The organism is Nonomuraea polychroma (assembly GCF_004011505.1).
GTDB lineage: Bacteria > Actinomycetota > Actinomycetes > Streptosporangiales > Streptosporangiaceae > Nonomuraea > Nonomuraea polychroma.
Window position 1 is genome coordinate 5,849,604 of record NZ_SAUN01000001.1, and the last position, 24,248, is coordinate 5,873,851.

Consider the following 24,248-nt stretch of genomic DNA (forward strand, 5'->3'; position numbering starts at 1 on the left):
TGAGCCACACCGCTGCCCTCCCCAGGAACCCGATGGCCCGACTCGACCCCGACATGATGCCCTTGTCCAGATGTCGCGCGACCGCCCCCGGCTTGTCACGATCAGAGAACGACTGGAGGCGCTCCGCTCGCTCGGCGGCGTGGCGAGTCACGACGTCAGACCTTCGCGTGCCAGCGAGGCCGCTCGATCGCCCAGCTCGGCCAGTTCCTTGACGCGGCGTTCGAACTCCTCCAGCGCCCGGAGGGCTTTCCCGTACAGTCATTGGTCTTCGATGGCCATCTGGGGGCACGCGCTGACGGACAGCCACGCTTTCCATCGATTCGAGGAGGCATCCCGGTGGATCTTGACCGATTCTTCGCCGAGCTCGCGGACTGGTCCGATCAGCACGACGAGTCCGTGGAAACGCACCGTTACGGGCCTCTTCCCGATCATGAGGCCGATCTGCGGCTGCCTCCTGGTGCCACGCCGCGCGGTCTTGTGGTGGTGATCCACGGCGGCTTCTGGCGGTCCCGCTTCGGGCGGGAGACAACCCGGGCGCTCTGCGCCGATCTCGCCTTGCGCGGGTGGGCGAGCTGGAACGTGGAGTACCGGCGGGTCGGCACCGGCGGAGGCGTACCGGCGACACTCGACGACATCACGGCCGCCCTCCGGCACCTTGACGAGCTGGAACCGGTCGGCGACGTGCCGGTGGTGCTGCTCGGGCACTCGGCCGGCGGCCAGCTCGCGTTGTGGGCGGCCGGAACGCGACCGGTCGCCGCCGTCGTGCCGCTCGGCGGCGTCTGCGATCTGGCCGAGGCGGCGCGGCTGCGCATCGGAGACGGCGCCGCGCTCGACTTCGTCGGCGGTACGCCTGAGCAGCGGCCTGAGCTCTATGACCTGGCCGACCCGATGCGCCGGCTGCCGAGCGGAACTCCGGCACTCGTCGTCCACGGCACCGATGACGATCGCGTCCCGCCGGAGCTCAGCCGCCGGTACGCGGAGGCCGCGCATAAGGCCGGGGACCCCTGTCAGCTGCTCGAACTGGAGGATGTCGGCCACTTCGAGGTCATCGATCCGCGGACCGCGACGTGGTCCACGATCGTCCAGGGGTTCGAGGCCGTGGTGGAAACGGGCTAGAGCGTCACCGCCCCCACGACCAGATCGTCGAAGTGCTCCAATTCCTCCGCCGGGCGGTCGATCCCGCGGAGCGGGCCGTGGTCGGCGAGGTGGGCCTCGGCGTAGAGGCGGGCGACCAAAGCCTTGCGGTCGCCGTGGCCCGAGCGCTGCTCCCAGCCCGCCTGTTCCAGCAGCAGGGCGGCGGCGTAGACGTCCGCCATGAGCTGGGCCAGCGGGAACAGCCGCGCCTCGGCCACCGAGGGCTCCAGCGACGACCAGGCGGTGATCGCCTTGCGGAGATCCTCGATCCGTTCCCGCACGAGGTCTCCGGAGCCGGGAGGGGCCTGGTCGACGGCCGCTTCCAGCCGTTCGAGGAACGGCTCGTGGGCGTTCTCGCGCACCATCGCGCGCCGGACGTCCAGGCACAGGATGTTGTCGCCGCCCTCCCAGATCGGGTTGACCTGGGCGTCGCGCAGGAGCCTGGCGACCGGCCACTGCTCGATGTAGCCGTTGCCGCCGTGTATCTCGATCGCGTCGCTGGCGGCCGTCACGCCGAGCCGGGCCGCGCGCAGCTTGATCAGGGCGGGGGCCAGGCGCAGCCGGGGGCCGGCATGACCGTCGAAGACGAGCGCCTGCGCGGCTTCGACCTCGACGATCAGCTCGGCCAGCTTGCGGCGCATGAGCGGCTGGTCGATGAGCGGGCGGCCGAACGCCTCGCGGGCGCGGGCGTAGCAGATCGACTCCACCAGCGCGCGCCTGGCCACGCCGAGACCCATCATGGCCACGCCGAGCCTGGAGGAGTTGGTGAGCTTCATCATGGTCCCGAGGCCTGACCCGGAGCCCTGCCCGGCCAGCAGGAACGCCTCCGCGTCGGTGAACTCGACCTCGGCCGAGGCGACGGACCTGGTGCCGAGCTTGTCCTTGAGCCGCCTGATCCGTACCCCGTTGCGGCTGCCGTCCCGCCGATCCCACAACACCAGGAACGGCGCCACCGCCCCCTCGGGCAGCCGGGCGAGCACCACGAACGCGGATCCGTTGGCGTTGGAGGCGAACCACTTGAAGCCGGACAGCCGCCAGGAGTCCCCAGATGGCACGGCGGCGGCCTCCAGCGCCGCCAGGTCCGAGCCGCCCGTCCGCTCGGTGAACATCTGAGCGGCCTCGCCGGAGTAGAAGCCGTTCGCGAAGATCTCCCGTACCCGATCGCGTACGTCCGGCGGCGCGTGCTTCTCGGCTAGCTGCACCACCATGTCGCCGCCCGTGCCGAGCGCGCAGCCCATCCCGATGTCGGCCTGGTCGAGCAAATACGTCCACGCGGCGGCGAGCGCCGCCGGATCCGCCCCGTGAGCCCGGGCCTCCTCCGCGAACGACGGCGCGGTGAAGTTGTCCTCCATGAGCGCCTGCCGGGCGGCCTGGAACGACGGCGGCATGACGACCTGGCTGACGTCCCTGCCCCACTTGTCGTACTTCTCCAACCGCGGCGGATGGCGGTCGGTCTCCTCGGCGCACTCGGCCACGAGCCCGCCCATGAGCGCGCCCAGCCGGTCCAGGCGCGGCTCGGCCCAGGCGAAGCCCTCGCCCAGGTGCCGCCGCATGAGCAGGTGCAGCGTGGGATCGCAGGCCCACCAGTTGCGCCCGGCCGCGCCCTGGTAGCGCTCAGTGGCGTAGCGGTCGCTGCGGTCGAAAGGTTCCACGAGATAGCGCCCCATGTCTGCGAGTGTTACATATAATCGACACGCGATGGAAGAGCGTAATAACACCTTGAGTGCGCGGTCGGCCGTCTTGAGCGCGTTGCTGGGTCACCATCCCCCGCGCCTGCCGGCCCGCCATCTGGTGCGCATCGGGGCGTTGTTCGGCATCGCCGAGGGCACCGTGCGCGTCGCGCTGTCCCGCATGGTGGCGGCGGGGGACCTGATCCAGGAGGACCGCTTCTACACGTTGTCGGAGCGGCTCGTCGAACGGCAGGCCAGGCAGGACGAGAGCCGCGACCCGCACACCAGGCCGTGGGACGGCACCTGGGAGGTGGCCGTCGTCACCGCGGAGCGGCGCGCGCCCGCCGACCGGGCCGCGTTCCGGCACACGATGACCACGTTGCGCCTGGCCGAGCTACGTGAGGGCACCTGGCTGCGGCCCGCCAACCTGGTGCGCGCGTGGCCGGAGAGCGTCGCCGCACAGTGCACGCGCATCGACGGCCGCCCGCACCGCGACCCCACTCCCCTGCTCTGGGACCTCGACGGCTGGGCGGCCGAGGCCCGGCGGCTGGAGCGGGAGCTGGAGCGCGCCGACGGGCTGGCCGAGGGTTTCCTGGTGTCGGCCGCCGTGCTGCGCCACCTGCTGGCCGACCCGCTGCTCCCGGAGGAGCTGCTGCCGGCCGGCTGGCCGGGCGCGGAGCTGCGGGCCCGCTACGACGACTTCGACACCCGCTACCGCGAAGTCCTGCTCCGCCACCTCAAAGACTGACCCTGGCGAGCACCTCAGAGACCGACCCCGAAGATCACCCGCTTGTTCCTGAACTCGGTGACGCTCCACAGCTTGCCGTCCTGCACGGTCAGGTCCTCGGGCCCGATCGGGAACGGCCTGGTCTGCAGCTTCTGGTCGGCGTAGACGAGCAGCTTGCCGTTGGTGGTCGCGTTGGCCGCCTGGCTGAGGTACCACTTCCCGCCGTGCGAGATCGCCCCCTGGATCTTGGGGTGCCCCATCACGAACACCTCGTTGGGCTCGCCGCCGGAGAAGGCGAGGTCCCAGTGCGCCACCCGGCCGCCGGGATCGTCCTCCCAGTACTCGCCCGTGATCAACTGCGGCGTGCCGCCGCTGCGGTCGATCGACACGAAGGAGAAGTGCGGCCCCGGCTGCGCGAGTTTCCAGAAGTCGGTCTGCGGGATCACGTACCGGTAGCCGAAGGCGTGGAACTTGCCGCGGTGCCGGCCGATCCGCGTGGGGTCGCCCAGGTCGTTCTGCGCGGTACGCAGGTCGAGCAGGTTGTTCAGGTCGAAGACGCGCAGCCCCTTGAAGGTGTCGGCGACGTAGAGCAGGTCGCCGTCGAGCGCGATGCCGCCCGCGTGGATGTTGATCGGCGCGTACGAGCCGTCCGGCTTGGCCGCCACCAGCAGCGCGTGCTGGTACTTCAGCGTGCGCGGGCTCAGGAACGACACCCTGATCCCCCGCTCACCGGCCTCGGGCTTGAAGTACCAGCTCGCCACGAACACCGGCACCCCGATGGAGCCGGACTCCTCGCCGCAGGTCAGGCCCTGGGGATACCAGTCGGCGGTGTCCTGGTCCTTGGCGTCGAAGGCGTACCACTCGGCCGGCCTGGGCTTCATGGAGCCGAGTGCGCCGGCGGCTCCCCGCCGGGCCGCGGTCCTGTTGGCCTGCGCCAGCAGCGCTTCGACGCCTGTGCTGCCGATCTCCTGCGCGAGCTTGGCCGCCCCGTCGGCCAGGTCCCCCGTCGCCCGGTTCAGCGTGTACGGCGCCTTCTCGGTGGGAGCCATCCCCGTTTCCGCCATATCTCCCTCACCTTTCCCGTTTCTTTACCTACTGTGACGGAACGGGAACGGCAATGGTTGCGCTCAGCGCCACAAATGCACCGGAAGTCCCGACAACGCCAGCTCGCGATAACGTCGCACGAGTCGCTCCCGGTCGCCGCCGAAACGCGCCAGCGCCTCCCGCTGCCACACCGACCCCGTGCGGCGCAGCCGGGTCCGCTGCTCGATGACGCCCAGCGCGCGGTCGGCGTCGCTCGGCGTCACCCCGGCGCCGAGCAGCCCGGCCCGCGCCTCGGGCAGCAGGGTGAGCACCAGGTCGGCGGCCCCGAACTCGCCGTCCGCGCCCGGCCAGGACAGCTTGGCGTCCAGCCCGTGCATGGCGGCCCGGTAGAAGTTCTGGTACGCCTCCGCGAACCGGTAACCGGTCAGGTCCCGCTCGGCCTGCGACAACGTCAGCCCCAGCAGGAACGCCGTGTTGGCGGCCATGTCCGCGCAGGAGGGCCCGGCCGGCAGCGCCCGCATCTCGATCCGCAGGTGCCCGCCCTCGGCCGGGTCGTAGACGGGCCGGTTCCACTGCCAGATCGTGCCCTGGTGCAGCCGGAGCTCGGGCACCTCGTGCGGCCCGGCGTCGTCGTGGAGGTCGGGCACGATCGGCTCGTAGTCGCGTACGTACCGCCGGAACAACTCATGCGCGCCCTCGCGCACCCAGTCCGAGCCGAACGTGACCCGCCCGTCCCTGCGCCCGCGCCGCTCCACGTCCCGGTCGTCGGCGGCCTCCTCCATCAGCGCGATCCGCGTCTCTTCCCACAGCTGCCTGCCCAGGAAGAACGGCGAGTTGCCGCACGCGGCCAGCACCGGGCCGATGGCGAGCTGGGCGGCGTTGAACAGCCGGGCGAAACGCTCGGGCGGCGTGCGGATGTGCACCTGCCAGGAGGTGTTGGCGGCCTCGAGTATCACGTCCTCCACCGACAGCTCGAGCTCGTCGATCTTGACCAGGAACGGCTCCAGCCGCAGCCGCCTGATGCCCCTGCTCAACGCGCGATAACGGTTCTGGTCGCTCATGGCGTTGACCGTGAAGTCCTCGGTGCCGAGGGTGGGCAGGATGCCGATGGGCACCGCGCCGCCGCCCTCGACCGCGCTGTCCACCTTCGTCATGGTCTCCTGGACCTCGCCGCTCATCTGCTCGAACGGCCTGCCCTCCAGCGGCGTCGGGGTCAGGTTGACCTCGACGTTGTAACGGCCCAGCTCCAGCACCACGCGGGGGTCGCCGAGAGCCTCCAGCACCTGGCTGTTGCGCGGCAGCGGGCGGCCGCGCTCGTCGATGAGGAACAGCTCCAGCTCGGCCCCGATCGTGACCGGGCCCGCGCCGAAGCCGGGGGTATCGAGCAGCTCGCGCAGCACGCCGAGCTGCTCCTGGAGGCGTTCCCCGAAGCGGACGTACTCCGCCTCGGTGAATCGCTCCTTATCCAGATCTCGTCCCATCACCCCCTTCTGTCCTCTTCGTCAGGTTTGACACATCACCAGGGGATCACTCCCGCGTCCTCCATGTACGCACCGGTGGGACCGCTCTCGTCGAGCATGGCCAGCCGTACCGCGATCGCCGCGCCCTGCTCGGCCGTGCGGAAACCGGAGTGGGCGTTGAGATCGGTGGCGCAGTAGCCGGGGTTGGCGGCGTTCACCTTGATCGGGGTGTCCTTGAGCTCCCTGGAGTAGAGGACCGTGATCATGTTGAGCGCGCTCTTGGAAGAGTTGTACGCCAGGAACGTGGCTTCCGCGAAGGGGCTGTCCGGGGCCGCGGCCATGGTCAGCGAGCCGAGCTCGCTCGACATGTTCACGATCCGGCCGGCCGGCGACCTGCGCAGCAGCGGCAGCATGGCGTTCGTCACGGTGACGACGCCGAACACGTTCGTCTCGTAGACGTCCCTGAGCGCCTGCGTCGAGGCGGTGCTGGGCACGACCTGGTCCAGGCCGCCGGAGATCGCGGCGTTGTTGACCAGGATGTCGAGCGTGCCGTACTCCTGCTCGATCCACTTCGCGGCGGCGCCCACGCTGTCCTCGTCGGTCACGTCGACCCGCACGTACGGCAGCCCGAGCCGCTCGGCCGCGGCCCGCCCGCGCTCCTCGTCGCGTGCTCCCACGATCGCGGTGACGCCCTGCTCGGCGAGCAGCCGCGCGATCTCGTAGCCGATTCCCTTGTTGGCACCCGTGATAAGGGCGATCTTCGTCATGCCTCCACGTTCGCCCAGGCCAGACCAGGTGCGGGAGAGACCTGCGGAAGCTGGGATCGGCAGTACCACCCACGAACGCACGGTCATGACCCAGGATGAAGGCATGAACCGCGACCAACTCGCAGAGTTTCTCCGCAGCAGGCGTGCCCGCGTCAGCCCGGCCGACGTGGGACTGCCCAGTGGCGAGCGCCGCCGCACGCCGGGCCTGCGCCGGCAGGAGATCGCGCAGCTGGCCGGCATGTCGATCGACTACTACATCCGGCTGGAGCAGGGCCGCGGCCCGCATCCGTCGCGGCAGGTACTCAACGCGCTGGCCAGGGCGCTGATGCTGACCCAGGACGAGCGCGCCTATCTGTTCGACCTGGCCGGGCAGCCCCTGGAGGCGCCGTCGATCAGGGAGAACGTGCCCGGCAGCGTGCTGCACCTGCTGGCGTTCCTGGAGGAGGTGCCCACCTACGTCCTCAACGCCCGCTACGACATCCTCGCCTGGAACCCCATGGCCAACGTCCTCATGGGCGACCTCGACAGCCGCCCGCCCGAGGACAAGAATGTCATCCGCTGGGTCTTCATGTCCCCCGACATCGCCGAGCACCTCAACGACGAGGAGAAGGGCCGCTTCGCCCGCGCCTCGGTCGCCGACCTGCGCGCCGCCCTGGGCCGCTACCCCGACGACCGCAGGATGAGGGCGCTGGTCGCCGAGATGCTCGCGCTCAGCCCCGAGTTCGCCGAACTGTGGTCCAGGCACGAGGTCGAGATCCGCAGGGAGCAGCGCAAGCGCGTCACCCACCCGCTCGTCGGCGTGATCGACATGATCTGCCAGGTCATGCCGGTGCCTGACCGCGACGACCTCCGTCTCGTGCTCTACACCACCGAACCCGGCTCCCCCTCGCACCAGGCCCTTCGTGAGCTGCGGCAACTGACCATGAGCTGATCGGACGGCCGCCGCTCAACCGTCGAAAACCGTCCAGTCGAGCCCTCGGTCGGCGAGCGGGCGTAACGCTGCGGTGCACGGCGCCGAAGGAGACTTCGCACACCTCGTTCTCATCGTCGCCATTGACGCTCGCGGCAAGACCTGAATGATCCATGCGCGGGCGAACCCGTTCCCACAGGCCCTACGCGACCTGTGGCAACGTGCTCTAAAGCTAGGCTGATGAGATGCGAGCGGTTGCGTTTGACATTTTCGGTGGGGAGCTCGACGTGCGCGAGCTGTCCGACCCAGCCCCGGCCCCGCACGGGGCGGTGATCAGGGTCGAGGCGACGGGTTTGTGCCGCTCGGACTGGCACGGCTGGCAGGGGCACGATCCCGACATCAAGGCGCTGCCGCACGTGCCGGGGCACGAGTTCGCGGGCGTGGTCGAGGCCGTCGGTTCTGACGTACGCGGCTGGCGGCCGGGGGCGCGCGTGACCGTGCCGTTCATCTGCGCCTGCGGCACGTGCGCGTCCTGCGCCGCCGGCGACCAGCAGGTGTGCGAGCGGCAGACGCAGCCGGGATTCACCCATTGGGGCTCCTTCGCCGAGTACGTCGCCATCGACCACGCCGACGTCAACCTGATCGCGATCCCCGAGGACATGGCCTATGCCACGGCCGCCGGGCTGGGCTGCCGCTTCGCCACCGCGTTCCGCGCCGTGGCCCAGGTGGGCGAGGTGCGCCCGGGCGAGTGGGTGGCGGTGCACGGGTGCGGCGGTGTGGGGCTGTCGGCCGTGATGATCGCGACGGCGGCGGGGGCCCGCGTGGTGGCCGTCGACATCAGCACGGATGCGCTGCACCTGGCCGAGCTGGCCGGCGCCACGCATTTCGTCAACGGCTCGGCCGGTGACGCGGCGGCCCAGGTCAGGGAGCTGACCAGGGGCGGCGCGCACGTGTCCATCGACGCGCTGGGCAGTCCGGCGACGTGCGCCGCCTCCATCGAGAGCCTGCGCCGCAGGGGCCGGCACGTCCAGGTGGGGCTGCTGCCCGGCGGGGCGACGCCGGTGCCGATGGACCGGGTGATCGGCCACGAGCTGCGGCTCCTGGGCAGCCATGGCATGGCCGCGCACGCCTATCCGCCGATGCTGGAGCTGATCAGGGCCGGGGTCCTGCATCCCGACCAGCTCGTCACCCGCACGATCGGGCTCGCCGACGCCGGAAAGGCGCTGGCCTCCATCGGCTCGGTGCCGGGCGTCACGATGATCACTCCCCGGACGCCGCACTGAACGTCCTCGGCCGACAACCGCCCCCCGTGCCGCGTTGCCCCTGTGAGGCCCCCCTATGGTGAGCCGTATGGAGTACACACGACTTGGTGACACGGGTTTGAAGGTCTCGCGGGTGTGCCTGGGCATGATGAGCTACGGCGATCCGGCCAGGCAGGAGTGGGCGCTGCCGCAGGACCAGGCCGAGCCGATCGTCCGCAGGGCGGCCGACGCGGGCGTGACGTTCTTCGACACCGCCGACGTCTACAGCCGCGGCGAGAGCGAGGTCGTGACCGGCAACGTGCTGCGCGGGATCTTCTCCCGGCGTGAGGACTACGTGCTGGCGACCAAGGTCTACTTCCCGATGAGCAGGGGCGTCAACGACCGCGGCCTGTCCCGCAAGCACATCCTCGCCTCCATCGACGCCTCGCTCGACAGGCTGGGCACCGACTACGTGGACCTCTACCAGATCCACCGGTGGGACGACGAGACGCCCATCGAGGAGACCATGGAGGCGCTGCACGACGTGGTCAAGGCGGGCAAGGCCCGCTACATCGGCGCGTCCAGCATGTGGGCCTGGCAGTTCGCCAAGGCGCAGCAGGTGGCCGAGCGCAACGGGTGGACGAGGTTCGTCTCCATGCAGAACCACTACAACCTGCTCTACCGGGAGGAGGAGCGCGAGATGTTGCCGCTTTGCCTCGACCAGGGTGTGGGCGTGATCCCGTGGAGCCCGCTGGCGCGGGGAGTGCTGGCCCGGGCCGGTGCGGCGGCCACGACGACCAGGGCGGGGTCGGACGAGCGCATCGACGCCCTGTACGACCCGGAGAACGACAAGCTGATCGTCGACCGGGTGGCGCAGGTGGCGGCCGAGCGCGGGCTGCCCGCCGCGCAGGTCGCGCTGGCCTGGCTGCTGCACCAGCCGGCCGTCACGGCGCCGATCGTCGGGGCCACGAAGGACCGGCACGTGGACGACGCGGTGGCGGCGGTGGACGTGTCGCTGTCGGAGGAGGAGCTGACGTTCCTCGCGGAGCCGTACCGGCCGCGTGAGGTGCGGTTCTGACCATCCCGGATTGTCGGTCCGAGCCCCTAGGGTTGGGGCATGCGGGCAAATGAGGAGGCGGCGTCGGCGCTGCAGGAATACGCGGAGTTGTTCGCGCTCTGCGGCGGCGACGCCTTCCGGGTGCGGAGCTATCAGAAGGCGGCCAAGGCCATCGCCGGGTTCCCCGAGGACATCTCGGTCGTCGACGTGCGCAGCGTCCCCGGTGTGGGTGAGGCGATCGCCAAGAAGATGGAGGAGTTCCTGCAGCGGGGGAGCTTCCGGCAGCTCGACGACCTGCGAGGGCGCGTTCCCGATGGGGTGCGCAGGCTGACGCGGGTGCCGACCCTCGGCCCCAAGACGGCGATCATGCTGTTCGAGGACTACGGCATCGACTCCACCGACGCGCTGCGTGAGGCGATCGGCTCCGGCCGCCTCGACGGCGTCAAGGGCCTCGGCCCCAAGACCCTGGCCAACCTGCTCAAGGGCATCGACCAGCTCGAGCAGTCCGGCCGCCGGGTGCACATCGGCGTGGCCATGTCGCTGGCCGAGCAGGTGATGGCGTCGCTGCCCGCCGAGCGGGTCGCGTACGCGGGATCGCTGCGGCGGATGAAGGACACGATCGGCGACATCGACATCCTCGCGGTCGCGCCCGAGTCGATCATGGAGGAGTTCCGCGCCCAGCCCTATGTCGCCGAGGTCATCGCGGCGGGCGACAAGAAGACCTCGATCCGCACCACGTCCGGCATCCAGGTGGACCTGCGCGTGGTCCCCGCCGCGTCGTGGGGTGCGGCCATGCAATACTTCACCGGCTCCAAGGAGCACAACGTCGCCATCAGGGAGATGGCGGTGAAGAAGGGCTGGAAGCTCTCCGAGTACGGACTGTTCGAGGGCGAGCGGGTGATCGCCGCCGAGTCCGAGGAGGACATCTACGCCGCGCTCGGCATGCAGTTCGTGCCGCCCCCGATGCGGGAGGACGGCGGCGAGGTCAAGGCGGCGCTCCGGGGCGAGCTGCCCGTGCTCGTGGAGCTGTCCGACCTCAAGGGCGACCTGCACACGCACACCAACCTCACCGACGGGATCGCATCGCTGGAGGACATGGTGGCGGCCGGGCACGCCCGCGGCTACGCCTACTACGCGGTCACCGACCACGCGCCGGACCTGGCGATGCAGCGGATGACGCTGGACAAGGCGCTGGAGCAGCGGGGACGGGTGGCCGAGCTCCAGCAGAAATATCCGGACATGCGGCTGCTGCACGGCACCGAGCTCAACATCGCGCCCGACGGGTCGGTGGACTGGCCCGGGGAGATCCTGCGGGAGTTCGACGTGTGCGTGGCTTCGGTGCACTCCCATTTCGGGATGTCGCGGGACGAGATGACGCGCCGCTTCATCGCCGCCTGCGAAAACCCCTACGTCGACATCATCGGGCACCCGACGACGCGGAAGATCGGCAAGCGGGCGGCCGTGGACGCGGACTGGGACGCCGTCTTCCGCGCGGCGGCCCGCACGGGCACCGCGATGGAGATCGACTCGTTCCCCGACCGCTCCGACCTGCCGGCGGATCTGGTGCGGCTGGCCAAGCACCACGGGGTCAAGTTCTCGATCGACAGCGACTCGCACGCGATCCCGCACCTGGCGAATCAGCGGTTCGGGATCGGGATCGCGCAGCGGGCGTGGTTGACGGCGGACGATGTCATCAACACCTGGCCCTTGGACCGTCTCCAGGCCTTCCTGGGCCGCTGACCCCCGCCGCCCGCCTGTCGCCCTGACCGCTCGCCAGGGTGCGGTGAGGCGTCTGACGCCGACCCCAGCCCTCGGTGGACGAGCCGAGGGGCGGCGATGCCTGGCTGGGCGGTTCCGCAGGTGGGGCGGTCGGGTAGAGGGAGCCCAAGGGGAGTTGGAACGTTCCTGAAGCGATACGGGGGGTTCGGGTCGGCGAAGAGGGATGCCGACGCCAAGCGAGAGGAGATTAAATGGTTTACAGGTAGGGAATACCTGATGACGAGGTGAGATCAATGGAGCAAGCCACTGCGACGATCGTCAAACCGCTGCCCGACCACCTGTTCCGGCTGCACGGCGCGAGTGCCGAGATGCGGTGGGAGGCCATGTCAGGGCAGGGATACCACACGCCGATCGACCGGTTCTTCGTGCGCAACCACACCTCCACACCGCTCATCGACGCCACGACCTGGCGGTTGCGCCTGCACGGCGCGGGCATCCGATGGCCGCGCGAGTTCGGCTACGACGACCTCAGGGCCATGCCGTCGCGGACGTATGACCTGGCGATCGAATGCGCGGGCAACGGGCGGCGGTTCTACGGGACGCAACAGCACGAGGCCGCTCCCGGGACACAGTGGGGGCTGGGCGCGATCGGGGTCGCCCGGTGGCGTGGCGTGCCACTGAAACACCTGCTCAAGCAGGTCGGCGTCCGTCCCGAGGCCGTGGACGTGCTGCCCACGGGACTGGACGAGCCGTTCGAGGATTACGGTCACGTACGCCGGCCGCTGCCGATCGGCAAGGCCATGGACGACGTGCTGGTGGCGTACGAGATGAACGGCGAGCCACTGCCTCCCGATCACGGATTTCCGGTGCGATTGGTGGTGCCGGGATGGGTGGGAATAGCGTCCATCAAATGGCTCGGCGACATTGAAGTTTCCACCACCAAGCTGTTCACTCCGTGGAACACGGTTTTTTACGCGGATGTCACCACGCAGCCCGTGAAGAGCGCTTTCGAGCTCGCCTGGAATGCCGCGCTGCCCATCACCGGGCCGCACATCCTGCACGGCCGGTCCTGGTCGGGCCGGGGCAGGATCGTCCGGGTGGAGGTGAGCTTCGACGGCGGCTTCAGCTGGCGCGCGGCCGAGCACCATGGGCATCACCTGGTCAGCGCCTGGCTGCCGTGGCACATCTCGTGGGCTCCCCGGCATGTGGGGCGGTATGTGCTCATGGCCAGGGCGACCGACGAGACCGGCGCCACGCAACCGCTGATGACGCCGCGGCATCCGTTCGGCTATCACTTCGACGCCGTCGTGCAACACCCGATTCACGTTGTCCACGGATAGGTAATTGTCACCGATCCGGGCTGAGCTGGAGATTTCCATTGCCGCCGTGCGGCGCAGCTGAATTCATCTGAAAGACTCTCGCGGAAACCTTCCGGAAATCCCTCTGTGTGACTGTGCACATACGCCGGGAAAAGGAGAGCAGATGCGCCAGCTGACCGCACTCGACGCCCAGTTCCTCAACGTCGAGACGGCGACGACCGCCGCGCACGTGGCGGGGTTGGCGATCCTCGACTCGGCGGACGGGTCGCTCGACCGGGACGCGCTCGCGGAGTTGCTGCTCGACCGGGTTCACCTGTCCCCCGCGCTGAGCCTGCGGCTGGCCGAGGTGCCGCTGGGGCTGGACCATCCGTACTGGGCGCCCGACCCCGACTTCGACATCGGCAACCATCTGTTCGAGCTGACGTTGCCCGAGCCGGGGAACGACTGGCAGCTGGCCGAGGCCGTGGCGGAGATCCACGCCCGCAGGCTCGACCGGGCGCATCCGCTGTGGGAGATGCACCTGATCAATGGGCTGCCGGACGGGAGGGTGGCCATCTACACGAAGGTGCACCATGCCGCGATCGACGGCATCTCGGGCGCGGAGACCCTGGCCACGCTCCTCGACCTCACCCCGGACGGCCACCTCACCTGCCGCAGGCTGCCCACGACGGTTCACCCGGTCAACACCCAGGCGAGCACCACCTCCCACGTCACACCGGCACACGGTGGTCCAGCAGCCGGCGCCGTGTCCGTCAACGGCGACCTGGCCGCGCAAGCCGTCCCCGTGAACGCCGGGGCCACCGACGGCCAGCGCACGGGGCACAAGACCGGAACCATCAATGGCCAGCGCACCGAGCACACGACCGGCGCCACCAACGGCCGGCGCACCGAGCACAACACCGGCGCCACCAACGGCCGGTCCGGCGGGCAATCCGGTGGCGTCCTCGACCGCGACCCGTTGCGGCCGGTCGGTGGCGACAGAGACGAAGCGGCTCCCGGGTTGATCGGCATGCTGGCCGGCGCCGTCGTCCGCACCGCCACTCACCCCGTCCGCGCCGCCCGATCCCTCGTCAATGCGGCCGGGGACCTGGACGCGATCCCGTTGGCGGCCTGCGTGCCGGGCGCGAAGCTGATCGCCAAGGCCGTGCGGACGGTGGTCCGCGACCGGCCCGACCGCCCGGAGCTGCCGAGTCTCTCCGTCCCCCGCACCCCGTTCAACGGCCCCATCAGCGCCCGCCGCCACCTCTCCTTCGGCTCACTGCCGCTCAAGGACGTCAAGAAGGTGGCCAAAGCCAACGGCATGAGCGTCAACGACATCGTCATGGCCTTGTGCACGTCGGCTCTGCGCTCGTGGCTGCGCGAACGCGACGCGCTGCCGGAGGAGCCGCTGATCGTGGCCGTCCCCGTCGCGGTCCGTACGGCAGGAGCCAAGGACGTGGTCGGCAACCAGATCTCCGCCATGGTCACCCCCATGCCCACGAACGTCCCCGACCCCCACGAGCGCCTGCAGGCGGTCGGCGCGGCCATGAGCCGGGCCAAGCGGCGTTTCGCGCTGGCCCCGGCGACCTGGCTGAGCGAGCTGTGCTCGATGCTGCCCGCACCGGTCACGACCCTGGCCACGCCGGCGATCTTCCGGTTGGCGGGCATGGCGTTCCCACCGATCAACCTGATCATCAGCAACGTGCCCGGCCCGCAGTTCCCGTTGTACCTGTGCGGCGGGAGGGTGTTGTCGTACTATCCGCTGTCGGTCCTGACCGACATGAGCGGCGGCCTGAACATCACCTGCTTCTCCTACGACGGCATGCTCGACTTCGGCATCGTCGCCTGCCCCGAGCGCGTGGACGACGTCTGGGGCCTGCTCCGGCACCTGCGTGCGGCGCTGGAGGAACTGCTAGACGAGCGAGTGGGCGATGAGTTCCGCGACGGCGTCGGGGTCGATCTGGTGTCCCGTTAGCTGCCAGAGGTTCTCCTGGTAGAGCAGGACGGCGGCGAACGTGGCCGCCGCCACCTCCAGCCTCGCCGCGTCCCCGCGGGTCCCGGGCATCGCCAGCTCCAGCGCGAACCGGGCCCGCCTGATCAGCTCGCCGTTGAGGCGGCTGAGCCGTTCTTTGACGGAGCCGTGCGTGTCGGCCTCGCGGAACAGGATGCGCCGCATCGCCGGTGAGGCCCGCAGCGGCAGCCCGCGCGCGAGCCTGGCGAGGGTGCCCGCGGGGTCGCCGGGGACCGCGTCGACGTCGCGTCCCTCTTCGATGTGCGTGCGCTCGTTGACGAGCGCGACCAGTACGTCGATCTTGCGCGGGAAGTAGTCGGAGATCAGCCCTTTGGGCACCTTCGCGAGCCTGGCGATGACCGCAGTCGGGGTGGCCTCGTAGCCGGAGCCCGCGAACAGCTCCTCTGCCGCGTCCAGGATGCGCGTGCGCGCGTCACCCGTCACCACAGCACGAACCATAGCGCCACGTGCGGGGCATCGCCATGCCACGAAGGAGAGCGTGTTTGCGTCAGCGATGTATCATGTGAGACAAAATTGTCGCAAACGATACGGCGGTGTCTAATGGCGATGGGCCGGGAGCAGATCATGACGGCGGCGATCCAGCACCTCAACAAGGATCCGTCCGCCTCCATGGCGCAGCTCGCCGATGCGGCCGGGATCAGCAGGGCCACGTTGCACCGGCAGTTCAGCAGCCGCGAGGAGTTGATGCTGGCCCTGGCCCGCCGCGGCCACGACCAGTGGGAGCAGGCGCAGCTGGCCGCCGGCCTGGACGCGGCGACCGCCTCAGGGGATCGGGACGCGCTGGAGAAGGCACTGAACGACCTGCTCACCGGCCTGATCGAGGTCGCCGACGAATACGGCTTCGGCCTCACCGACTACGCCTTGACCGTCAACCCCGAGCTGTCGCGCCGCGCCGAGGAGCTGGAGGCCCGCGAGATCGCGTTCTACACCGCCGCCCAGCGCGCGGGCGTGCTGAGCGCCGAGCTGCCCGTCCGCTGGATCAGCGACGTCGTCTACGGCCTGCTGGTGGCCGTGCGGGACGGCCTGCGCCGCGGGGACATCGCCCGCCGGGACGTCCCCCGGCTGCTCCTGCGCACGTTCACGCACGGCGCCGCGCCCCGGAGGGAATCATGACGGTCACCACGCCACCGCTCTCGGCGCGGCGTCGTTGGGCCGGGCTGGCCGTGTTGTCGGTCAGTGTGCTCCTCGTGGTCATGGACATGACCGTGCTCAACGTCGCGCTGCCGGCCATGTCGGAGGACCTGCGGCCCAGCTCGATCGAGTTGTTGTGGATCGTGGACGCGTACGGGCTGGTGCTGGCGGGCCTGCTGGTCACGGTGAGCGCGCTGGGCGATCGGTGGGGCCGCAAGCGGATGTTGCTGACCGGATTCGCGGTGTTCGGGCTGGCGTCGCTGGCCGTGCTGCTCGCCGACGACCCGGCGGAGGTGATCGCGGTACGGGCGCTGCTCGGCGTCGGCGGCGCCATGATCATGCCGTCCACCCTGTCCATGATCCGCAACCTGTTCCCCGACCCCGGCGAGCGCGCCAGGGCACTGGGCGTGTGGTCGGCGATGGCGGCGGTGGGCGCCGCGTCAGGGCCGATCCTGGCCGGGGTGCTGCTGGAGCGTTTCACGTGGCCTGCGGCGTTCCTGGTGAACGTGCCGGTCATGGCGGCGGCGATCGGCGCGGGCCTGGTGCTGCTGCCCGAGTCCAGGAACCCCGGCCCCGGCCGCTGGGACGCGCCGGCCACGGTGCTGTCGATGGCGGGCATGGTGGCGTTGCTGTACGCGGTCAAGAGCTTCGGCAAGTACGGCCCGGCGGCGGCGAGCACTCTGGTGGCGACCGCGGTCGCGGCGGTGACGCTGGGCTGGTTCGTGGTGCGCTGCCTGCGCAGGCCGGATCCGCTGCTGGAGCTCAGGCTGTTCCGCAGCGGCCCCTTCTCGGCGGGGGTCGCGACGGCGCTGGCCACGGCCATCGCGATGGGGGCGGTGTTGTTGCTGCTCGCGCAGTGGATGCAGCTCGTGCAGGGCTACTCGCCGCTGGAGACGGGCGTGCGGCTGCTGCCCGCCGCGCTGGCCGCGCTGGTGGCCTCGCCGCTGGCTCCGTCGCTGGCAGCCAGGATCGGCGCCCGTACGGTGCTGGCAGGCGGCCTGGGGGTGACGGCGGCGGGGTTCCTGCTGCTCTTCCTGGCGCCGGCGCCGCTGGACTACGGGCCGGTGGCGGGCGCGCTGGTGCTGATCGGCATCGGGAACGGCGCGCTGGCGGTCGCCTCCGCGGTGATCATGTCGGGTACGCCCGCGGCGAAGTCAGGCAGCGCGGCGGCCATCGAGGAGACGAGCTACGACCTCGGCGGGGCGCTGGGCGTGGCCGTGCTCGGCAGCGTGGCGGCGGCCGTCTACCGCGGCGGGCTGGACTATGAGGGGCCGGCGGCCGGGATCGCGCGGGAGTCGCTGGGCGGCGCGATCGACGTGGCCGCGGAGCTGGGCGCGCAGGGCGCGCGACTGGGCGCCGAGGGCCTGCGGCTCAGTGCGGAGGGCGCGCTGCTCGCGGAGCAGGCGACGACGGCGTTCACCGGCTCGCTGGCGGTGACCAGTGGGGCGGGCGCGGCGGTGATGCTGGCCGGCGCGGTGCTGGTGTGGTGGCTGACGCCGCGCGACCTCGACCTGTCCGCCGCCGATCACTGAGCACACGTTTCGGACTCGCCCGACAACGTTTTCGGCCCGGCGCGCTCCTCCTTTCCAGAGAAAGAACATGCCGCCGGAGACCGGCATGCTGACCAGGCAACTCCGTAACCCGGGGTGCCATTCGAAGCCGCCTCATCGGAGGCGCGGATAATGGCGGGATGAGATCAATAGGAACCACGGACCTGTCCGTTTTCCCGATATCGCTCGGCACCAATGTCTTCGGCTGGACCGCGGACAAGGAGACGTCGTTCGCGGTCCTGGACGAGTACGTCGAGAACGGCGGCAATTTCATCGACACCGCCGACGTCTATCCGTACTGGGCGACCGGCGACTCCGCTTCCGAGATGATCATCGGCGAGTGGATGGCCCACCGGCGCAACCGGGACTCGCTCGTTCTGGCGACCAAGGTCGGCATGCTCGAAGGGCTGCAAGGTCTGGCCCCGGCGACCATCCGCACGGCCGTCGAGGACTCGCTGCGGCGGCTCCGTACCGACTACATCGACCTCTACTGGGCGCACGTGGACGACCACGACACGCCGATGGTGGAGTCGCTGGCCGCCTTCGACGCGCTGGTGCGCGAGGGCAAGATCCGGTACGCCGGCGCGTCCAACCACAGCGCCGCCCGGCTGGCGGAGGCCCTCAAGATCTCCGACGAGGAGGGGCTGATCAGGTACGTCGCGCTGCAGCAGCAGTACAACCTGGTGGAGCGCGACTACGAGGGCGAGCTGCGGGACGTGGTGGCCAAGGAGGGACTGGGCAGCACACCGTACTTCGGGCTGGCACGCGGCTTCCTGACCGGCAAATACGCGCCGGGCGTCACCGTCGAGAGCCCGCGGGCGGGCATGGCGGCCGAATACCTGGCGACGGAGCACGGGCGGCGCACCTTGGAGGCGCTGACCAAGGTGGCGGCCGAGCGGGTGGTCCACCCGGCCTCGGTGGCGCTGGCCTGGCTCAAAGCCCAGCCGACGATCACGGCGCCGATCGCCAGCGCGCGCAACGTCGAGCAGTTGCAGGCCCTGATCACGGCTGCCGAGCTGACGCTGAGCGCGGAGGAGCTCACCCTCCTGGACGAGGCCTCCCGCCCCTGACCGCGTCATGCCGAGGTCGGCAGGCCGGTGCGCGAAGGGACGTGCGCACCGGCCGACGGCCGCATGCGCCTAGGCGTGCCCGGGCTGCAGGCGAGCCGCCCCCGCGGCACGGCGGTGGGTCAGTGGGTGCGGTTGACGAGGCCGGCGCACACGGCGCGGAGGTCGGTGGCGTTCGGTAGGCATTCGTCCAGTGCCTCCAAGGCAGCCGACACATACCGGTCGGCCATGGCCTGGGCGGCGGTGCGGCCGCCGGCCTGCTCGACGAGGCGGGCGGCCTGCCGTACCGACTCCTCGTCCGTGACGCCGGCCGAGAGCACCGCCGACAGCTCGCGGGCGGCCGGTGAGTCGGTGGCGAGGGCGGCGAGGACCGGCAACGTCTTCTTGTCGCGCCGCAGATCGTTGTGGACGGGCTTGCCGGTGACGCCGGGATCGCCCCAGATGCCGAGCATGTCGTCGGCGATCTGGAAGGCCACGCCGAGGTCGCGGCCCACGGTCCACATCCGGTCCGCGATCTCGGGCGTGCCGCCGCCCAGGGCGACGCCGGCCGCCGCGGCGGCTCCCAGCAGGCTGCCGGTCTTGCCCGCGGCCATCTCCGTGTACTCGCCGATGGTGACCTCTTTGGGCCCGCGCCAGGGCCGGTTCTCGAAGGCCATGTCGGCGCTCTGCCCGTGCACGAGCTCGACCAGCGCCGCCGACAGGAACTTCATGGCCTCCGGCGCCCCGGCGAGCTGCTGGACGGCCAGGGCGAGGAGCGCGTCGCCGGTGAGCAGCGCGGGCCCCACGCCGTACGCCTTCCAGAGCGCCTCGCGGTGCCTGCGCCGCTCGTCGTGATCGATGATGTCGTCGTGCGCCAGCGAGAAGGCGTGCACCAGCTCCACCGCGACCGCCGCCGGCAGCGCCGACTCGGCCCGGGCCCCGACCGCCTCGGCGCTGAGCATGGCGATGGCGGGCCGCACGCCCTTGCCGCCGTCCCCTTGGTACGGCCGGCCATCCGCGTCCGACCAGCCCAGCGCGAACGCGGCCATCCTGGCGCCCCACGGGTGCAGCACGGAGACGGCCTCACGGAGAGCCGGTTCGAGCAGGCGTCGGCAACGCTCCATGGCGCCGCCGCCGCCCAGCGGGCCGCCGGCCGGATGGCTGAAATTCAACTGGCGCTCCTACCCCGGTACGATCTTGAATCTACATGCAGCCGCATGTGATAATCCACCCACAGATTGACATTTGTCAGGAAATGTCCGTCATGTGAGACATGGCGCCGGAGGCACAGTTGGAGGCACCCGTGGCGATCCACGCCACCCTTAGGGCACCCATCATCCGCCTCCCCTATTCGATCATCATCTGACCCTCATGTGAGAATACGCAAACCCGCCAAAACCTCACATAACACCCTTATTTCTGCATATCGCACTCAGGATCAGGGGATCGACGCCATGCCACACGCCACGGACACTCCCGTGACCAGCCCGAAGATTCTCCCGTTCTACAAGGCCATCCCGCGGCTCGCGAAAGACCCGGTCACCGAACTGGCCAGGATGGGCGTCGAGGCCCGCGGCCAGATCGTCCGGCTCGACTTAGGCCCGTTCCGCCCGTACCTGATCTCGCATCCTGACCACGTCGAGCAGGTACTCAAAACGGACTGGACGAACTTCGTGCGCGCGGGCATGTTCTGGCGGCCGCTGCACCGCGTGACCGGCCAGAGCATCCTGGCCGAGGGCGAGGCCTGGGCGTCGGCCAGGAAGATCCTGCAGCCCCTCTTCACCCCCAAATACATCAACTCGCTGGCCGAGGACATGGCCGACGTCGTCGCCGGCTGCATGCCGGAACTCGATGAGCACGCCCGCACCGGGCGGCTGATCGACGGCGGCGGCCACCAGATGACCGCCATCGTGAACGAGGCCGTCATGAAGCTCCTGTTCGGTGGCCGTATCCCGCGCGAGACCGTCGACCTGCTGCAGCCCGAGATCGCCACGTGCGCCACCTCGATCCACTTCCGGCTGCTCTTCCCCTTCACGCCTTACTCCATCAAGGTCCCCGGCGACCGGGCCTTCCTCAGAGCCGTGAAGAAGATCGACGAGATCATCTATTCCCTGATCGAGGAGAATTCCCGCGCGGAGGCCTCCCCCGCGGCGGAGCCCCGTAAGGAGATCATCTCCGCGCTGCTCACGGCCCGGAAAGCACAGGACGGGACGGTGGACGTGCGGCAGGTGCGGGACGACCTGGTGAGCATGTACGGCGCGTCCTCGGAGACCACCGCCATGTCGCTGGCCTGGCTGTGGTCGGTGCTGCACGATCATCCCGACGTGGACGCCAAGCTGCGGGACGAGATCGACCGCGTGGTGGGCGGCGGCCCCGTACGGCCGCACCACGTCGCGCAGATGCCCTACCTCCGCATGGTGCTGCAGGAGCTCATACGCGTCTACCCGTCGGCCTGGATCATCCCCCGCCAGACCGTGGCCGACACGGAGATCGGGGGCGTCCGGATCAAGGCCGGCTCGCAGGTGCTGGTCAGCCCGTACACCACCCACCGGCTGCCGCAGTTCTGGGAGCGCCCGCTGGAGTTCGATCCCGAGCGCTGGGCCGGCGAGAAGCACCAGCTCCGGCACCGCTACTCCTTCATCCCCTTCGGCACGGGCCCGCACGTGTGCCTCGGCCAGCATCTGTTCTACATCGAGGCGTCGCTGGTGATAGCCAACGTGATGAGCCGATACCGGCAGGTGTTGACCAACCCCCAGAAACTCACCCCGGTGCCGGGGGCGTCCGTGCGGCCGAGGGAGAGCCTCTGGCTGCGGCTGGAGCCTCGCGATCGGGACGCACGGGCATGACCACAGCGATGACCTCCGGCATCGCCGCGGCGGCCGGCGAGCTGGTGACGAGCCTCATGCTCAGGCCGTGGGGGCAGGTGTCGCCATCGATCTACGAGACCGGCCGCCTGGTCTCCCTGGCCCCCTGGCTGACCGGCCACCAGGCGCGCATCGCCTACCTGACCGGCACCCAGCGGGAGGACGGCGCGTGGGGGGCACCGGACGGGTACGGCCTGGTGCCCACGCTGAGCGCCACCGAAGGCCTCCTGTCGGCGCTGTCGCGCGCGGACCACGGCGCCGACCGCGGGCACCTCGCGTACGCGGCAGAGCGCGGCGTACGCATGCTGGCCACGTGGCTGGGCCAACGGCTCACGCTGCCGGACATGCCGGCGATCGAGCACATCGTCCCGTCCCTCGTGACCCTCATCAACCAGCGCATCACGCATCTCACGGGGCACCCGCCGCTGCCGTTGCCCGAAGGGATGAGCGAGGACACGCTCCGGCTGGTCAGGTCATGGATCAAGTCGGGAATGGAGATCCCGGAGAAGCTGCTGCACGCCCTGGAGATCGCGGGCGAGGAGGCCTCCGGCGCGCCCGGCATCCGGCCCACCCCCATCGGGACGATCGGGGCCTCGCCCGCGGCGACCGCGGCCTGGCTGAGAGAGCGGAGTGACGGTGAGGCCTCCGAAGCGGCCCGCGGCCATCTGGAGGCGATCGTCCGGCTCCACGGCGGTCCCGTGCCCGTCGGGCTGCCGATCACCATGTTCGAGCGGGGCTGGGTGCTGAGCTGGCTCGGCCGCGCGGGCGTGCCGGTCGACGTGCCGCCCGAGATGGCGGCCGACCTGCGGGCGGCGATCGGCCCCTCGGGCACGCCCGCGGGGTCCGGCCTGCCGGCCGACGCCGACACGACGGCTGTGGCGTTGTACGCGCTGGCGCTGCTGGGAGTGCCGTGCGAGCCCGACAGCTTGTGGCACTTCCGCTCCGGCGGGCACTTCTCCACCTGGCCCGGGGAGCAGGGCGTCTCGGTCAGCGTCAACGCGCACGTGCTGGACGCCTTCGGCGAGTACGTCGCCCGCAAGCCCACCGCCGCGCCGCGCTACGGACAAGCGATCCGCGACCTGGCGGCCTGGATCCGGGAGCGGCAGCGGCCCGACGGCAGCTGGACCGACAGGTGGCATGCCTCTCCCTACTACGCGACCGTCAGCTGCGCCCTGGCGCTTGACGCCTTCGGCGGGGAGCCGTCGGCGGCGTCGGTACGCGCGGCGGTCGCGTGGGTGCTGGACACCCAGCGGCCGGACGGCTCCTGGGGACGCTGGGAGGGCACCGCCGAGGAGACCGCGTACGCGATGCAGACCCTGCTGATGACCAGGAGCCGATGGGAGCCGCGCTGTGTGGAGGCCGCCGGTCGGGGACAGGCGTACCTGGCACGCTCGGCCGGCAAGGACCATCCTCCGCTCTGGCACGACAAGGACCTGTACACGCCGCTCGCCGTGACCCGCGCCGCGGTGATCACCGCGCAGCACCTCGCCGAGCGGGCGTGCCGCCCGTCGCCGGACGGCGCCTTGCCCTAGCCGCCATGTGTGTCGACGTCCCTGGCCAACTCCCGCACGGTGTACGCATGCGTGTCCCTGGCCATGTACCAGGCGCCGTTGAACGCCACGCTCCTGCGCTGTCCCTCCGCGATGTCCGCCAGCTCGGGCGGCAGCTCCGCGAGCGCGGCGGCGAAGGCGGTGTTGAGTTCGGCGATGTGCGCGGAGACCCGTTCGACCGCAGCCTCTATGGTCATCCCCGCACGCTCCAGGATGAGGACGGAGTTCGGCTTGCCCTCGTGCCTCTCACGCTCGAACGTCCTGATGTCGTTGGCGAGCCGCATGCACGCCGCGCCGAGGGCGGTGGCCGGCGCAATCGATTCCCAGTGAGCGACGTCGGCGGGCATCGGGCCGCAGACCGCCAGGGCGGCCGCCCACCAGGTGGGGTAGAGGATCGTGATGCGGCCGTTCGCGACGTATTCGTCGTACGCCGGCCAGGGCTCGCCACCCGAAGCCCACACGCGCTCACGCGCCATGGCGGCACCGGCGAGGTCGAGCCGCCGCACCAGGGCCGGCACGTGCGCCGCGGCGCCGGGGTGCGCGTGAAAACGCGCGCACCAGGCCTGCCAGGCGTGCAGTGCCTGGCCCGCGAGCTCCGTGGCATCGGCCGGCGCCGGCTCGCCTTCGAGGATGGCGGCGAGCCGGCCGAAGAGCTCGACGACGTCGCGGTCGGACGAATGGCCCGCGACGTTGTCGGCGAGGTCGTCGAGGCCGAACAGGATCGCGGTCAGGGCCCCGAGGTCGGCGATCTCGTCCCGCCCCGCGCGCGGGAACGTGGCGGCGGCGGACAGGCAGCTGAAGGCGAGCCGGCTGGCCGCGCTGTCGCCGTCGGCGAACAATGCGGTGTGGGGGCGCAGCATACGCTCCGCCAGGGACACGGCGTCGAGTGCGGCGTTCAGGACGGCGCTCCGGTCCTGTTCCGGCACTCCGGCCAACTGATGCGAGCGCTTTAGGAGGCGATCTACGAGGTCATTGTGAATGGCGAAGTATGCAGCGGCGTCGCTCACATGCGGATGATATCGATTTTGAGCATTCTTGACCAATATTG

Annotated in this window: 20 protein-coding genes; 13 read left to right on the forward strand and 7 right to left on the reverse strand. The window is 70.4% G+C overall.

The genetic code is table 11. The features are described from left to right. Positions 1 to 336 precede the first annotated feature (336 nt). On the forward strand, positions 337 to 1,116 hold the full coding sequence (locus EDD27_RS26715) for an alpha/beta hydrolase family protein (RefSeq protein WP_206641669.1): 780 nt from the start codon (positions 337 to 339) through the stop codon (positions 1,114 to 1,116). Here the strand turns inward: EDD27_RS26715 and EDD27_RS26720 are convergent. Next, a complete protein-coding gene (locus EDD27_RS26720; protein WP_127934816.1) occupies positions 1,113 to 2,801 on the reverse strand; it encodes an acyl-CoA dehydrogenase family protein in 1,689 nt (562 codons plus the stop codon). The genes EDD27_RS26715 and EDD27_RS26720 overlap by 4 nt on opposite strands. A gap of 31 nt (positions 2,802 to 2,832) precedes the next feature. Here EDD27_RS26720 and EDD27_RS26725 point away from each other — a divergent pair, with 31 nt between their 5' ends. Beyond that, entirely contained in the window at positions 2,833 to 3,552 is a 720-nt protein-coding gene (locus tag EDD27_RS26725; protein ID WP_127934817.1) for a PaaX family transcriptional regulator C-terminal domain-containing protein, read from the forward strand. Between the two features lie 14 nt (positions 3,553 to 3,566). Here the strand turns inward: EDD27_RS26725 and EDD27_RS26730 are convergent, their stop codons facing one another. From EDD27_RS26730 to EDD27_RS26740, 3 genes are all read right to left on the reverse strand, one after another. After that, positions 3,567 to 4,595 (reverse strand): hypothetical protein, encoded by a 1,029-nt coding sequence (locus EDD27_RS26730; RefSeq protein ID WP_127934818.1) that lies wholly within the window; start codon positions 4,593 to 4,595, stop codon positions 3,567 to 3,569. Positions 4,596 to 4,658: 63 nt separating this feature from the next. Continuing rightward, entirely contained in the window at positions 4,659 to 6,056 is a 1,398-nt protein-coding gene (locus EDD27_RS26735) for a glutamate-cysteine ligase family protein (RefSeq protein WP_127934819.1), read from the reverse strand. A gap of 35 nt (positions 6,057 to 6,091) precedes the next feature. Next, entirely contained in the window at positions 6,092 to 6,802 is a 711-nt protein-coding gene (locus EDD27_RS26740) for an SDR family oxidoreductase (protein ID WP_127934820.1), read from the reverse strand. A gap of 103 nt (positions 6,803 to 6,905) precedes the next feature. On the opposite strand from EDD27_RS26740, the gene EDD27_RS26745 reads away from it, so the two are divergent. From EDD27_RS26745 to EDD27_RS26770, 6 genes are all read left to right on the forward strand, one after another. Continuing rightward, positions 6,906 to 7,733, forward strand: a complete 828-nt coding sequence (locus EDD27_RS26745) for a helix-turn-helix transcriptional regulator (RefSeq protein WP_127934821.1) — start codon at positions 6,906 to 6,908, stop codon at positions 7,731 to 7,733. Positions 7,734 to 7,957: 224 nt separating this feature from the next. Further along, positions 7,958 to 8,995: a zinc-dependent alcohol dehydrogenase family protein gene (locus EDD27_RS26750; RefSeq protein ID WP_127934822.1), complete on the forward strand. Its 1,038-nt coding sequence runs from the start codon at positions 7,958 to 7,960 to the stop codon at positions 8,993 to 8,995. A 67-nt stretch (positions 8,996 to 9,062) separates the two neighbouring features. Beyond that, on the forward strand, positions 9,063 to 10,031 hold the full coding sequence (locus EDD27_RS26755; RefSeq protein WP_127934823.1) for an aldo/keto reductase: 969 nt from the start codon (positions 9,063 to 9,065) through the stop codon (positions 10,029 to 10,031). A gap of 39 nt (positions 10,032 to 10,070) precedes the next feature. Beyond that, positions 10,071 to 11,750, forward strand: coding sequence for a DNA polymerase/3'-5' exonuclease PolX (gene polX / locus EDD27_RS26760; protein WP_127934824.1), 1,680 nt, complete (start codon positions 10,071 to 10,073; stop codon positions 11,748 to 11,750). 272 nt (positions 11,751 to 12,022) lie between these two features. Then, complete coding sequence (locus EDD27_RS26765) at positions 12,023 to 13,069, forward strand: sulfite oxidase (RefSeq protein ID WP_127934825.1); 1,047 nt, start codon at positions 12,023 to 12,025, stop codon at positions 13,067 to 13,069. Between the two features lie 142 nt (positions 13,070 to 13,211). Next, positions 13,212 to 15,002: a WS/DGAT/MGAT family O-acyltransferase gene (locus EDD27_RS26770; protein WP_127934826.1), complete on the forward strand. Its 1,791-nt coding sequence runs from the start codon at positions 13,212 to 13,214 to the stop codon at positions 15,000 to 15,002. Here EDD27_RS26770 and EDD27_RS26775 read toward each other — a convergent pair. Further along, positions 14,940 to 15,485 carry a TetR/AcrR family transcriptional regulator gene (locus tag EDD27_RS26775; protein ID WP_241564267.1) on the reverse strand — a complete coding sequence of 182 codons (546 nt, stop codon included), beginning with the start codon at positions 15,483 to 15,485 and terminating at the stop codon, positions 14,940 to 14,942. The genes EDD27_RS26770 and EDD27_RS26775 overlap by 63 nt on opposite strands. A 138-nt stretch (positions 15,486 to 15,623) precedes the next feature. On the opposite strand from EDD27_RS26775, the gene EDD27_RS26780 reads away from it, so the two are divergent. The 3 genes from EDD27_RS26780 to EDD27_RS26790 all read left to right on the forward strand — a co-directional run bounded on the left by EDD27_RS26780 (position 15,624) and on the right by EDD27_RS26790 (position 18,810). Further along, complete coding sequence (locus tag EDD27_RS26780) at positions 15,624 to 16,172, forward strand: TetR/AcrR family transcriptional regulator (RefSeq protein WP_241564268.1); 549 nt, start codon at positions 15,624 to 15,626, stop codon at positions 16,170 to 16,172. Beyond that, entirely contained in the window at positions 16,169 to 17,722 is a 1,554-nt protein-coding gene (locus EDD27_RS26785) for an MFS transporter (RefSeq protein ID WP_127934829.1), read from the forward strand. The genes EDD27_RS26780 and EDD27_RS26785 overlap by 4 nt, the downstream gene beginning before the upstream one ends. 158 nt (positions 17,723 to 17,880) lie before the next feature. After that, positions 17,881 to 18,810, forward strand: a complete 930-nt coding sequence (locus EDD27_RS26790) for an aldo/keto reductase (RefSeq protein WP_127934830.1) — start codon at positions 17,881 to 17,883, stop codon at positions 18,808 to 18,810. A 119-nt stretch (positions 18,811 to 18,929) separates the two neighbouring features. Here EDD27_RS26790 and EDD27_RS26795 read toward each other — a convergent pair whose 3' ends face one another. Next, positions 18,930 to 19,958, reverse strand: coding sequence for a polyprenyl synthetase family protein (locus tag EDD27_RS26795; protein ID WP_241564269.1), 1,029 nt, complete (start codon positions 19,956 to 19,958; stop codon positions 18,930 to 18,932). Between the two features lie 282 nt (positions 19,959 to 20,240). Here EDD27_RS26795 and EDD27_RS26800 point away from each other — a divergent pair, with 282 nt between their 5' ends. Further along, on the forward strand, positions 20,241 to 21,632 hold the full coding sequence (locus EDD27_RS26800; RefSeq protein ID WP_127934831.1) for a cytochrome P450: 1,392 nt from the start codon (positions 20,241 to 20,243) through the stop codon (positions 21,630 to 21,632). Continuing rightward, complete coding sequence (locus EDD27_RS26805) at positions 21,629 to 23,182, forward strand: prenyltransferase/squalene oxidase repeat-containing protein (protein ID WP_206641670.1); 1,554 nt, start codon at positions 21,629 to 21,631, stop codon at positions 23,180 to 23,182. The genes EDD27_RS26800 and EDD27_RS26805 overlap by 4 nt, the downstream gene beginning before the upstream one ends. Here the strand turns inward: EDD27_RS26805 and EDD27_RS26810 are convergent. Beyond that, positions 23,179 to 24,126: a terpene synthase family protein gene (locus EDD27_RS26810; RefSeq protein ID WP_127934832.1), complete on the reverse strand. Its 948-nt coding sequence runs from the start codon at positions 24,124 to 24,126 to the stop codon at positions 23,179 to 23,181. The two genes, EDD27_RS26805 and EDD27_RS26810, sit on opposite strands and share 4 nt — an antisense overlap. Positions 24,127 to 24,248: the final 122 nt, after the last annotated feature.